This is a genomic window from Pseudomonas sp. PVC-5-1, assembly GCF_057444345.1.
The window spans coordinates 533,344-545,525 of sequence record NZ_CM172024.1 but is presented as its reverse complement, the minus strand read 5'-3'; the positions used below and the strand labels follow the sequence as shown (position 1 = coordinate 545,525).

Genomic DNA, 12,182 nt, shown 5'->3' with positions numbered 1-12,182 from the left:
GCAGAATCTGGTGCCATTTCCATGTGGGTCCCTCAATACGGCGATCAAACCCAGCCGGTTTACCTGATGATCGCTAATGCCCTTGAACAGGACATCGAAAGTGGTCGGCTTGCAGCAGGCGATCGTTTGCCCACCCTCAAAGACCTTGCCGAGGCACTGAATGTAACCCCCGGCACCGTTGGAAGAGCCTACGACGAAGCCGCCAAGCGCGGCCTGGTGGTTGGAGAGGTAGGCCGTGGCACATTTGTCAGGCAGTTGCGACAGCGGTTATCCGCCCCGTCGGTGCCTACACCAGTTACTGGCGAAAGCAGCCAGATCGATCTCTCGATCATCAAACCCAACGACGCCCACATGAGTGAGTGGCTGGGTGCGGCCATCAGCGAGCTGGCCACCTCTGCGGACCTGGGACAGGTACTCGACTATGTGACAGAAGGTGGTCACACCTCCCACAAACAAGCAGGTGCAGACTGGATTCGGCGCTGGCTGCCTGATGCGCGCTGGCAACAGGTTGTACTGACCTCTGGCGCCCAGCATGGACTATTGGTGGCCATCAGCAGCCTGTCGAAGAGCGACGATGTGTTGCTGTGTGAATCGTTCTGCTATCCCGGCATCATCTCCCTGGCCCACAGCATGGGCCGCCGCCTGCGTGGCGTGGCCATGGACGAGCATGGCCTTATTCCCGAGGCATTGCGCGCGGCCTGCCTGGAGCATCGCCCTTCCCTGTTGGTGTGTGTCACCACCCACCAGAACCCCACCAACTCGATCATGCCCCACGCACGGCGCCAGGCCATCGCAGAGATCGCCCGCGAGTTCGACCTGTTCATCGTCGATGACGATATCTACGGCTTCCTTGAACCCGCTCCGGATTACCAGCCACTGGCAGCGTATGCGCCAGAACGTTCGGTGTATCTCACCAGCCTGTCCAAAAGTGTGCTGCCGGCGCTGCGTATCGGTTACCTGTACGCCCCACCGCAAACCCTCTCGCGGCTATCGTCGATGGTACGCAGCAGCGTCTGGATGCCATCGCCGTTGATGGCACAACTGGCCAGCAACCTGATCAACAGCGGCATGGCCGACCAGTTGGTGCGAGAACAACAGGAAGAGGCTGCCGCGCGCCAGCAAATGGCCCAGGAGATCCTTGGCAAGTACAAGATCCGCAGCCAGCCCAACAGCTTCCACATCTGGCTGGAGTTGCCCGAGCCGTGGACCAGCGACGAATTCGCCAACCTGGCGCGTAACAACGGCGTCACTGTAGTCAGTGGCAGCCAGTTCCTGCCAGAGCGCAGCCACGCCAGCCGCGGCGTGCGCATCGCCTTGATGGCCCCCAGCCGTCAGGAGTTGGGCTTTGCCCTGACCAAGCTGGTCAGCTTGCTGGACTCGCCGGAGCCGCGGTTGTTTTATTGAACTGGACTGGTATTGGTGTAGTCGTGCCATTGGGGCACTATGCGCCCGTTTCGCGACGCGAGACCACTCCAACAGGCACTCGGTGTCACAGGGCTCGATTTGTAGCCGTCAACCAAACAGGTACAGCAGAACGGCACCAGCCAAAAGATCTGAGGGCAGACTGTCAAGCAAGAGGCATAACTTGAATCAATGACGAATGTGACTCTAACAAAGCCCGAACATACTCGCTCGACTACAAGTCGATGAATACACTGAAATTATCTCCTTCCAGATATCGGACAGAAACCTGACCGCTAACATCTTGCCCATCTTCCGTTACAAACTTGTAATGGGACAGGAGAAAATCCTCCCGATAAACAATGCCTTCATCCCGCTGCTTCCCGCCCCACGCCATTATCAACCCGCCGGCCATTGCAACGAGGCCGGAATTCGCTTGTATGTGTTGAATCAGAGTTGGGCCTGAAAACCGGTCATAATAAATAACCTCAGGCCCAAACAGGAAGATGCCAAGGCCCAGTGCGGAAATTGCGAAACCAATGCCTATTAGTACTCGACCGTAAAACGCAGCGTCCCCAGCAGGCCCCTCAAGATGAGCCGCATACATCTCGGAAAAACCGGAGACATCGTAGTTTCGCGCGTCTGATTTCAGGTTTATTTGACCTAACAGGCATTCCTTCTCAGCACTTTGCATGATCCACTCCTTTAAAAAGTGAATACTAAGCGATCAGGGAAAGAAAAAGTGCGCGCCACTAAAACTTCAGAAGTCTCTGACATTTACGGTCAGCGTTTCCTATAACCATATAAAATTGGCAATATCTTATAGGCATTTTTCCTACTCAATGGGCTGCCGAGATTCCCGCAATATCGCGAAGCTGGCGCCCTATCCTCGCCGCTTTCTTTCTAGAGGAAAGCCCGCACAGCACTACCACTGTTTGCTCATAAAAAAACCCAAGACATCTGCCTTGGGTTTTTGGTTTTTTGCCAGCTGCTTAACGGCTTGGATCAGAACGGAATATCGTCATCGAAGCTGTCGAAGTCAGCCGCCGGCTGCGGGGCTGGCTGCTGCGGGGCCGGGCGCTGAGGAGCCTGTTGCGGGCGCGGGGCCTGCTGGCGTGGGGCCTGGTTGTACTGCTGCGGCTGGCCGCCACCGTAGTTGCCGCCACCTTGGTTGTACGGGTCACCGCCCTGCTGCTGGTTCTGCGGGCGACCGCCGAGCAGCTGCATGGTGCCGTTGATGTCGACGATGATCTCGGTGGTGTAGCGCTTGATGCCGTCTTTTTCCCACTCGCGGGTCTGCAGCTTGCCTTCGATGTAGCACTGCGAACCTTTGCGTAGATATTCGCCGGCGATTTCGGCAACCTTGCCGAACAGCGACACACGGTGCCACTCGGTACGCTCGACCTTCTGGCCCGACTGCTTGTCGGTCCACTGCTCGCTGGTAGCCAGGCTCAGGTTGGTCACGGCGTTACCGTTGGGCAGGTAGCGGACTTCGGGATCCTGGCCACAGGTGCCGACCAGAATGACTTTGTTAACCCCACGGGCCATAACGTTCTCCTAGGCTTCGCACGCCGAAGAGGCCGGGTTCACCAGGCGCTCGAGGGTCGTACGGTCCAAAATTTTCGTATCCAGTTTGATATAGATGGCGGCTTCTTCCGCCACCACGACGGCGTCGGTCACACCCGGTACAGCCATCAGGCGCTCGGTCAGGCCGGCTTCCCGGACTGCCTCTGGCGTCAGCGGCATGCGCAGGCTGGTCACATAGGGCGGCTCGTTCATGCGCAAGGCGACGACCAACCAGATGGCACACAGTACCGCACAACCGAGGAACACCATGTTCAGCCCGCCGTGCTGGAACAACCAGCCACCGAGGATTCCTCCCAGGGCAGCACCGAGGAACTGGCTGGTGGAGTAAACCCCCATTGCCGTCCCCTTGCCACCTGCAGGCGACACCTTGCTCACCAGCGAAGGCAGCGATGCCTCCAGCAGGTTGAATGCAGTAAAGAATACCACGGTGCCGATCACCAGTCCGCGCAAACCGTCAGCCCACTGCCAGAAGAACACCTCCACCAGCAGCAACACACTGACCGCCCCGGCCAGCACGCGTTTCATCTTGCGCTTTTTTTCGCCATAGATGATGAACGGGACCATTGCAAAAAATGAGATGAACAATGCGGTCAGGTATACCCACCAGTGCTGCTCCTTCGGCAGGCCGCCGCGCTCGACAAAGGCCAGTGGCAATGCGACGAAGCTGGCCATGAGGATGGCGTGGAGGATGAAGATGCCCACATCCAGGCGCAGAAGGTCCGGATGGCGCAGGGTCGGGCCGATGGCCTGGCGCGCCACACCCGACTCACGGTGCTGCAGGATGCTGTGGGTATTGGGCACCACAAAGGCGATCAGCAGGATGCCGACCAGGGCAAGTCCTGCCGTGGCGAGGAACAATCCTGACAAGCCAAAGGCACGAGTCAGCAATGGGCCGACGACCATGGCGACGGCAAACGAAAGGCCGATGCTCATGCCGATCATGGCCATGGCCTTGGTCCGATGCTGCTCGCGGGTGAGGTCGGACAGCAGCGCCATGACCGCAGCGGAAATCGCCCCGGCCCCCTGCAGGATACGCCCGGCAATCACCCCCCAGATAGAGTCGGCCTGGGCCGCCAATACACTGCCCAGGGCAAAGATGACCAGCCCCAGGTAAATCACAGGCCGGCGGCCGATGCGATCGGAAATGATCCCGAACGGGATCTGCAATACGGCCTGGGTCAGGCCATAGGCACCAATGGCCAGGCCGATCAGCGCAGGCGTGGCACCGGCCAGGTCCATGCCGTAGGTGGCCAGCACCGGCAAGACCATGAACATGCCCAGCATACGAAAGGCAAAGACCAGGGCCAGGCCGCCAGCGGCGCGGGTTTCGCCGCCACTCATACGCTCGTTGTGGGTGTCGTGCATGGATTAACCTCGTGTGAACCGGCGGCGATTCTATCAGTCCGACAGCTTGACGGCATCTACGCGACGCTTTGCCGCGTAATGGCAGGGCGCCGTATACTTCCTTGTTTATGCCCGCCGAGCGAGGCCGCAGTGGACAAGATCCTGATTCGTGGGGCACGTACCCACAACCTGAAGAACATTGACCTGACCCTGCCCCGGGACAAGCTGATCGTGATCACCGGCCTGTCCGGTTCCGGCAAGTCGTCCCTGGCGTTCGACACCCTGTACGCCGAAGGCCAGCGCCGCTATGTGGAATCGCTGTCGGCCTACGCCCGGCAGTTCCTGTCGATGATGGAAAAGCCCGACGTCGATACCATCGAAGGACTGTCGCCAGCCATTTCCATCGAGCAGAAGTCGACCTCGCACAACCCCCGCTCCACGGTCGGCACCATCACCGAAATCTACGACTATCTGCGCCTGCTGTACGCTCGCGTGGGTACCCCACGCTGCCCGGATCACGATATCCCGCTGGAAGCGCAAACGATCAGCCAGATGGTCGACCTGGTGCTGGAGCGACCGGAAGGCAGCAAGCTGATGCTGCTGGCGCCGGTGGTGCGCGAGCGCAAGGGCGAGCACCTGGCGGTGTTCGACGAGCTGCGGGCCCAGGGCTTTGTGCGCGCCCGGGTCAACGGCAAGCTCTACGAGCTCGACGAACTGCCCAAGCTGGACAAGCAGAAAAAACACAGCATCGATGTGGTGGTGGACCGTTTCAAGGTCCGCGCCGACCTGCAACAGCGCCTGGCCGAGTCGTTCGAGACAGCGCTCAAGCTGGCCGACGGCATAGCCCTGGTAGCGCCGATGGATGACGAGCCCGGCGAAGAGACGATCTTCTCCGCGCGTTTCGCCTGCCCGGTCTGTGGCCATGCCATCAGCGAGCTGGAGCCGAAGCTGTTCTCCTTCAACAACCCCGCCGGCGCCTGCCCGACCTGCGATGGCCTGGGGGTGAAGCAGTTCTTCGACACCAAGCGCCTGGTCAATGCCGAGCTCACCTTGGCCGAAGGCGCAATCCGCGGCTGGGACCGGCGCAACGTGTACTACTTCCAGATGCTCGGCTCGCTGGCCGCGCATTACGGCTTCAGCCTGGAGGAACCATTCGGCCAGCTTTCGGTCGAGCACCAGAAGGTGATCCTGCAGGGCAGCGGCAAGCAGAGCGTCGACTTCAAGTACCTCAACGACCGTGGCGACATCGTCAAGCGCTCGCACCCGTTCGAAGGCATCGTGCCGAACCTGGAGCGTCGCTACCGCGAGACCGAGTCGGCCACCGTGCGCGAAGAACTGGCCAAGTTCCTCGGCACCCAGCCGTGCCCCGATTGCCGCGGCACCCGCCTGCGCCGTGAGGCAAGGCATGTGTGGGTGGGCGAAAAAACGCTACCGGCAGTGACCAACCTGCCGATCGGTGAAGCCAGCAACTACTTCGGCGAGCTGACTCTGACCGGACGCCGTGGCGAGATTGCGGCGAAGATCCTCAAGGAAATCTGCGAGCGCCTGCAGTTCCTGGTGAACGTCGGTCTCGACTATCTCACCCTGGACCGCAGCGCTGATACCCTGTCCGGTGGCGAAGCGCAGCGTATCCGCCTGGCCAGCCAGATCGGTGCTGGCCTGGTGGGAGTGATGTACATCCTCGATGAGCCGTCCATCGGCCTTCATCAACGTGACAATGACCGCCTGCTGGCCACCCTCAACCACCTGCGCGACCTGGGCAACACGGTGATCGTGGTGGAACACGACGAGGACGCCATCCGCCTGGCCGACTACGTGGTGGACATCGGCCCTGGGGCCGGCGTGCACGGCGGTCAGATCGTCGCCGAGGGGTCGCCGCAGGAGGTCATGGAGCACCCCGACTCGCTGACCGGCAAGTACCTGTCAGGGCGCAAGAAGATCGTAGTGCCGGCCAAGCGCACGCCGCGCAACAAGAAGCTGCAACTCAAGCTCAAGGGCGCGCGTGGCAACAACCTGCAAAACGTCGACCTTGAAATCCCGATCGGCCTGCTGACCTGCGTGACCGGGGTGTCCGGTTCGGGCAAGTCGACACTGATCAACAACACCCTGTTCCCACTGGCCGCGACCGCCCTGAATGGCTCAAGCAGCCTGGAAGCGGCGCCGCATGCCAGCATGGATGGCCTGCAGCACCTGGACAAGGTAGTGGACATCGACCAGAGCCCGATCGGCCGCACCCCTCGCTCGAACCCGGCGACCTACACCGGCATCTTCACGCCGATCCGCGAGCTGTTCTCCGGTGTGCCGGAATCGCGTTCGCGCGGCTATGGTCCGGGGCGTTTCTCGTTCAACGTCAAGGGAGGCCGTTGCGAGGCCTGCCAGGGCGATGGCCTGATCAAGGTGGAGATGCACTTCCTGCCGGACATCTATGTGCCGTGCGACGTGTGCAAGAGCAAGCGCTACAACCGCGAAACCCTGGAGATCAAGTACAAGGGCAAGAACATCCACGAGGTGCTGGAAATGACCATCGAGGATGCCCGCGAGTTCTTCGACGCAGTGCCGGCGCTGGCGCGCAAGCTGCAGACGTTGATGGATGTGGGGCTGTCATACATCAAGCTGGGCCAGTCGGCGACCACGCTGTCGGGCGGTGAGGCACAGCGAGTGAAGCTGTCGCGCGAACTGTCCAAGCGTGACACCGGCAAGACCCTGTACATCCTCGACGAGCCGACCACGGGCCTGCACTTTGCCGATATTCAGCAGTTGCTGGACGTCCTGCATCGCCTGCGCGACCACGGCAATACCGTGGTGGTGATCGAGCACAACCTGGATGTGATCAAGACCGCGGATTGGCTGGTGGATCTGGGGCCGGAGGGTGGTTCGAAAGGCGGGCAGATCATTGCCTGCGGTACGCCGGAAGAACTGAGTACGATGAAGCAGTCGTATACCGGGCACTACCTGAAACCGTTGCTGGAGCGGGATCGGGCATAAGGCCTTGGGGGGCGCTTTGCGCCCCTTTCGCGACACAAGGCCGCTCCTACAGGCGATCGCGTAATCTCTGGATTGACGCGTTCAAATGTAGGAGCGGCCTTGTGTCGCGATAGGGCTGCAAAGCAGCCCCAGGCTTTTACATCTGCGACTGCAGGTAATTCTCCAGGCCAATGGCCTTGATCAGCCCCTGCTGCTTCTCCAGCCAGTAGGTGTGATCTTCTTCGGTATCAGCCAACTGTGCGCGCAGGATATCGCGGCTGATGTAGTCCTTGTGCAATTCGCACAGTTCGATGCCTTTGCACAGCGCGCCGCGTACCTTGTACTCGAGCTTGAGGTCGGCCTCGATCATTTCCGGCACGGTGCTGCCCACTTCCAGGTCATCCGCGCGCATGTCAGGGGTGCCTTCGAGCATGAGGATGCGACGCATCAGGGCATCGGCGTGCTGCGTCTCTTCTTCCATTTCGTGGTTGATGCGCTCGTAGAGCTTGGACAGGCCCCAGTCTTCGTACATACGCGAGTGAATGAAGTACTGGTCACGCGCCGCCAGTTCGCCCTTCAGCAGCGTAACGAGGTAGTTGATTACGTCCGGGTGACCTTGCATCGCCCTGCTTCTCCATGTGAAAACGTCTATGTCACACAGTGTGAACCAGCTTTTGCCTGCGGTCACTGAAAACCGCGCAATTAGAAGCAAAAAATCGGTTAAACAGTAGTGATATTCATTGAAAAACCGCCCAAATGAGGGCGGTTCTTCTTATCACTTCGACTTAGGCGAGATTGATGCCCAAGGCCTTGGCAACCCCTTCGCCGTAGGCCGGATCGGCCTTGAAGAAGTATTGCAGCTGACGCTGGATCACGTCTTCGCTGACGCCTGCCATGGTGCCGGCAATGTTGTTTATCAGCAGGGCTTTCTGCTCATCGTTCATCAGGCGGAACAGCGCGCCGGCGTGGCTGTAGTAGTCGGTGTCCTCGCGGTGGTCGTAGCGGTCTGCCGAACCATTCAGGGCCAGTGCAGGCTCGGCGTGGCTTGGTGACTGCTTTGGCGCATCGCTGTAGCTGTTGGGCTCATAGTTCGGCGCGCTGCCGTAAGTGGCAGTGGCCATGGAACCATCACGCTGGTAGCTGTTGACCGGGCAGCGTGGTGCGTTCACCGGCAGTTGCTGATGGTTGGTGCCCACCCGGTAGCGGTGCGCGTCGGCGTAGGCGAATACCCGCCCTTGCAGCATGCGGTCCGGCGACAGGCCAACACCCGGCACCATGTTGCTCGGGCCAAACGCAGCCTGCTCGACCTCGGCAAAGTAGTTGAGCGGGTTACGGTTGAGCTCCAGCACGCCCACTTCAATCAGCGGGTAGTCCTTCTGCGACCAGGTCTTGGTCACGTCGAAGGGGTTTTCGTCGCGGCTGGCAGCCTCGGCTTCGCTCATCACCTGGATGCATACGGTCCAGCGTGGGTAATCGCCCCGCTCGATGGCTTCGAACAGGTCGCGCTGGGCGTAGTCCGGGTCAGTACCTGCCAGGCGCGCGGCATCTGCCGGTGCGAGGTTCTTGATGCCTTGCTGGGTCTTGAAGTGCCATTTGACCCAGGTGCGTTCACCCTTGGCATTGATCAGGCTGTAGGTATGGCTACCGAAACCGTGCATGTGGCGGTAGCCGTCCGGAATGCCGCGATCGGAGAACAGAATGGTGACCTGATGCAGCGCCTCGGGAGAGTGCGACCAGAAGTCCCACATCATCTGGGCGTTCTTCAGGTTGGATTGTGGGTGACGCTTCTGGGTGTGGATAAAGTCCGGAAACTTCAGTGGGTCGCGGATGAAGAACACCGGCGTGTTGTTGCCGACGATGTCCCAGTTGCCTTCCTCGGTGTAGAACTTGACGGCAAAACCACGGGGATCGCGCTCGGTATCAGCGGAGCCACGCTCACCACCAACGGTGGAGAAGCGCAGGAAGGTTTCGGTCTGCTTGCCAACCTGTTCAAACAACTTGGCACTGGTGTAATCGGTGATATCGCGGGTGACGGTAAAGGTGCCGTAGGCGCCCGAGCCTTTTGCGTGTACGCGGCGCTCAGGAATGTTCTCGCGGTTGAAGTGGGCGAGCTTCTCGATCAGGTGGAAGTCGTCGAGCAGCAGCGGGCCGCGCGGGCCGGCGGAACGGGAATTCTGGTTGTCTGCTACAGGTGCACCGCTGGCGGTGGTGAGAATCTTGCTCATGGGCTCTCCTTATCGGTCTTCAAGCGCCGGCTAATCGGCTCTGGAGAGAGTATTGACGAGCAAGATTACAAGAACAAATGCATTACATGACTTGAATCAATAGAGATAATCAATACATCTTGAAACAAAAAACCGGGCACTAGGCCCGGTTCTCTGTAGCAGACAGAACGTCTTACTCAGCAGCTTCTACAGCACCGCCGACCGGACGATCAACCAGCTCGACGTACGCCATAGGAGCGTTGTCGCCAGCGCGGAAACCGCACTTCAGGATGCGCAGGTAGCCGCCCTGACGGGTGGCGTAACGCTTGCCCAGGTCGTTGAACAGCTTGCCAACAGCGGACTTCGAACGGGTACGATCGAAGGCCAGACGGCGGTTAGCTACGCTGTCTTCCTTGGCCAGGGTGATCAGCGGCTCGGCAACGCGGCGCAGTTCCTTGGCTTTCGGCAGGGTGGTTTTGATCAGCTCGTGCTCGATCAGCGACACTGCCATGTTCTGGAACATAGCCTTGCGGTGAGAGCTGGTACGGCTCAGGTGACGTCCACTTTTACGATGACGCATGATTCATTCCTTACCAAACACTACGTTCGGTGATTACGACGATCAGGCGGTCGCCTTGTCGTCTTTCTTAAGACTTGCAGGCGGCCAGTTGTCGAGGCGCATGCCGAGAGACAGACCACGAGAGGCCAGGACGTCCTTGATTTCAGTCAGGGACTTCTTGCCCAGGTTAGGAGTCTTCAACAGCTCTACTTCGGTACGCTGAATCAGGTCGCCGATGTAGTAGATGTTCTCCGCCTTGAGGCAGTTGGCCGAACGTACAGTCAGTTCCAGGTCGTCAACCGGACGCAGCAGGATCGGATCGATCTCGTCTTCCTGCTCGACTACGACAGGCTCGCTGTCACCTTTGAGGTCGACGAACGCGGCCAGCTGCTGTTGCAGGATGGTCGCAGCGCGGCGGATAGCCTCTTCAGGATCCAGGGTGCCGTTGGTTTCCAGATCAATGACCAGCTTGTCCAGGTTGGTACGCTGTTCAACACGGGCGTTCTCGACCACATAGGCGATACGACGCACCGGGCTGAACGAAGCGTCCAACTGCAGACGGCCAATGCTACGGCTTTCGTCTTCGTCGGTTTGACGGGAGTCGGCCGGCTCGTAACCACGACCACGAGCTACAGTGAGCTTCATGTTCAGGGCGCCGTTCGACGCCAGGTTCGCGATTACGTGATCGGGGTTGACGATCTCGACATCGTGATCCAGCTGAATATCGGCAGCGGTAACCACCCCCGAACCCTTTTTCGACAAGGTCAGCGTAACTTCGTCACGACCGTGCAGTTTGATAGCCAGGCCTTTCAGGTTCAACAGGATTTCAATGACGTCTTCCTGAACACCTTCGATCGCGGAGTACTCGTGGAGTACGCCGTCGATCTCGGCCTCGACTACTGCACAGCCAGGCATGGAGGACAACAGGATGCGGCGCAGCGCGTTGCCCAGGGTATGGCCGAAACCACGCTCGAGAGGCTCGAGCGTAATCTTGGCGCGGGTCGGACTGACTACCTGCACATCAATGTGGCGGGGAGTCAGGAACTCATTTACCGAAATCTGCATGGATGCACCTATTTTCTAGCCCTTACTTGGAGTAGAGCTCGACAATCAGGTTCTCGTTGATGTCGGCAGACAGGTCGCTGCGAGCAGGAACGTTCTTGAAAACGCCCGACTTTTTAGCAGCATCCACGTCAACCCACTCAACGCGGCCACGCTGGGCGCACAGTTCAAGGGCTTGAACAATGCGCAGCTGGTTCAGCGACTTCTCGCGAACCGCGACCACGTCACCCGGACGAACTTGGTAGGATGGAATGTTTACAGTCTTACCGTTGACGCTGATCGCTTTGTGCGAAACCAGCTGACGGGACTCGGAACGAGTCGAGCCGAAGCCCATACGGTAGACGACGTTATCCAGACGGCACTCGAGCAGTTGCAGCAGGTTCTCACCGGTTGCGCCTTTTTTCGAGGCTGCAGCCTGGTAGTAACCGCGGAACTGACGCTCCAGAACACCGTAGATACGACGAACTTTTTGCTTCTCGCGCAGCTGGGTACCGTAGTCGGACTGACGGCCACGGCGCTGGCCGTGGATACCTGGGGCTGCTTCGATGTTGCACTTCGATTCCAGAGCGCGAACGCCGCTCTTCAGGAACAGGTCAGTGCCTTCACGACGAGACAGTTTGCATTTTGGACCAATGTAACGTGCCATTTATCTGTCTCCTGATTACACGCGACGCTTCTTCGGCGGACGGCACCCGTTGTGCGGGATTGGCGTCACGTCGGTGATGCTGGCGATCTTGTAGCCGCAGCTGTTCAGTGCACGAACGGCGGACTCACGACCTGGACCTGGACCCTTGACGTTTACGTCGAGGTTCTTCAGACCGTATTCCAGCGCAGCTTGACCAGCACGCTCAGCAGCGATCTGGGCTGCGAACGGGGTGGATTTGCGCGAACCACGGAAACCCGAACCACCGGAGGTCGCCCAGGACAAAGCGTTGCCCTGACGGTCGGTGATGGTCACGATGGTGTTGTTGAAAGAGGCATGGATGTGGGCGATGCCATCAACCACTGTCTTTTTGACTTTCTTACGAGGACGAGCAGCAGGTTTTGCCATGTCTATATTC

General features: G+C 59.5%; 11 protein-coding genes. 2 read left to right on the top strand and 9 right to left on the bottom strand.

The window, feature by feature from the left end:
• Positions 1-21: 21 nt before the first annotated feature.
• Positions 22-1,404: an aminotransferase-like domain-containing protein gene (locus tag AC2T3R_RS02445; RefSeq protein ID WP_486744594.1), complete on the top strand. Its 1,383-nt coding sequence runs from the start codon at positions 22-24 to the stop codon at positions 1,402-1,404.
• A 232-nt stretch (positions 1,405-1,636) separates the two neighbouring features.
• Here AC2T3R_RS02445 and AC2T3R_RS02440 read toward each other — a convergent pair whose 3' ends face one another.
• The 3 genes from AC2T3R_RS02440 to AC2T3R_RS02430 form a co-directional block, all read right to left on the bottom strand.
• Entirely contained in the window at positions 1,637-2,095 is a 459-nt protein-coding gene (locus tag AC2T3R_RS02440; protein WP_039614600.1) for a hypothetical protein, read from the bottom strand.
• A gap of 311 nt (positions 2,096-2,406) precedes the next feature.
• Positions 2,407-2,949: a single-stranded DNA-binding protein gene (locus tag AC2T3R_RS02435; RefSeq protein ID WP_013970644.1), complete on the bottom strand. Its 543-nt coding sequence runs from the start codon at positions 2,947-2,949 to the stop codon at positions 2,407-2,409.
• Positions 2,950-2,958: 9 nt separating this feature from the next.
• Positions 2,959-4,353: an MFS transporter gene (locus tag AC2T3R_RS02430; RefSeq protein ID WP_061551338.1), complete on the bottom strand. Its 1,395-nt coding sequence runs from the start codon at positions 4,351-4,353 to the stop codon at positions 2,959-2,961.
• A 129-nt stretch (positions 4,354-4,482) separates the two neighbouring features.
• Here AC2T3R_RS02430 and uvrA point away from each other — a divergent pair, with 129 nt between their 5' ends.
• Complete coding sequence (gene uvrA / locus AC2T3R_RS02425) at positions 4,483-7,317, top strand: excinuclease ABC subunit UvrA (protein WP_410953384.1); 2,835 nt, start codon at positions 4,483-4,485, stop codon at positions 7,315-7,317.
• Positions 7,318-7,453: 136 nt separating this feature from the next.
• Here uvrA and bfr read toward each other — a convergent pair whose 3' ends face one another.
• The 6 genes from bfr to rpsK form a co-directional block, all read right to left on the bottom strand.
• Positions 7,454-7,918 carry a bacterioferritin gene (bfr, locus tag AC2T3R_RS02420; RefSeq protein WP_003257116.1) on the bottom strand — a complete coding sequence of 155 codons (465 nt, stop codon included), beginning with the start codon at positions 7,916-7,918 and terminating at the stop codon, positions 7,454-7,456.
• Between the two features lie 163 nt (positions 7,919-8,081).
• Positions 8,082-9,521, bottom strand: coding sequence for a catalase (locus AC2T3R_RS02415; protein ID WP_486744592.1), 1,440 nt, complete (start codon positions 9,519-9,521; stop codon positions 8,082-8,084).
• A 172-nt stretch (positions 9,522-9,693) separates the two neighbouring features.
• Positions 9,694-10,080, bottom strand: a complete 387-nt coding sequence (rplQ, locus tag AC2T3R_RS02410) for a 50S ribosomal protein L17 (RefSeq protein WP_003255451.1) — start codon at positions 10,078-10,080, stop codon at positions 9,694-9,696.
• 42 nt (positions 10,081-10,122) lie between these two features.
• Positions 10,123-11,124, bottom strand: coding sequence for a DNA-directed RNA polymerase subunit alpha (locus AC2T3R_RS02405; RefSeq protein WP_003255452.1), 1,002 nt, complete (start codon positions 11,122-11,124; stop codon positions 10,123-10,125).
• A 22-nt stretch (positions 11,125-11,146) separates the two neighbouring features.
• The gene (gene rpsD, locus AC2T3R_RS02400) at positions 11,147-11,767 is read right to left on the bottom strand and encodes a 30S ribosomal protein S4 (protein ID WP_003257114.1); all 621 of its coding nucleotides are present in this window, start codon (positions 11,765-11,767) and stop codon (positions 11,147-11,149) included.
• Between the two features lie 15 nt (positions 11,768-11,782).
• Complete coding sequence (rpsK, locus tag AC2T3R_RS02395; protein WP_003255454.1) at positions 11,783-12,172, bottom strand: 30S ribosomal protein S11; 390 nt, start codon at positions 12,170-12,172, stop codon at positions 11,783-11,785.
• Between the last annotated feature and the right edge of the window lie 10 nt (positions 12,173-12,182).

Bases quoted from the DNA above. Each gene is read 5' to 3' on its own strand.
- AC2T3R_RS02445 (WP_486744594.1), top strand. From the start codon at position 22: ATGTGGGTCCCTCAATACGGCGATCAAACCCAGCCGGTTTACCTGATG.
- AC2T3R_RS02440 (WP_039614600.1), bottom strand. From the start codon at position 2,095: ATGCAAAGTGCTGAGAAGGAATGCCTGTTAGGTCAAATAAACCTGAAA.
- AC2T3R_RS02435 (WP_013970644.1), bottom strand. From the start codon at position 2,949: ATGGCCCGTGGGGTTAACAAAGTCATTCTGGTCGGCACCTGTGGCCAG.
- AC2T3R_RS02430 (WP_061551338.1), bottom strand. From the start codon at position 4,353: ATGCACGACACCCACAACGAGCGTATGAGTGGCGGCGAAACCCGCGCC.
- bfr (WP_003257116.1), bottom strand. From the start codon at position 7,918: ATGCAAGGTCACCCGGACGTAATCAACTACCTCGTTACGCTGCTGAAG.
- AC2T3R_RS02415 (WP_486744592.1), bottom strand. From the start codon at position 9,521: ATGAGCAAGATTCTCACCACCGCCAGCGGTGCACCTGTAGCAGACAAC.
- rplQ (WP_003255451.1), bottom strand. From the start codon at position 10,080: ATGCGTCATCGTAAAAGTGGACGTCACCTGAGCCGTACCAGCTCTCAC.
- AC2T3R_RS02405 (WP_003255452.1), bottom strand. From the start codon at position 11,124: ATGCAGATTTCGGTAAATGAGTTCCTGACTCCCCGCCACATTGATGTG.
- rpsD (WP_003257114.1), bottom strand. From the start codon at position 11,767: ATGGCACGTTACATTGGTCCAAAATGCAAACTGTCTCGTCGTGAAGGC.
- rpsK (WP_003255454.1), bottom strand. From the start codon at position 12,172: ATGGCAAAACCTGCTGCTCGTCCTCGTAAGAAAGTCAAAAAGACAGTG.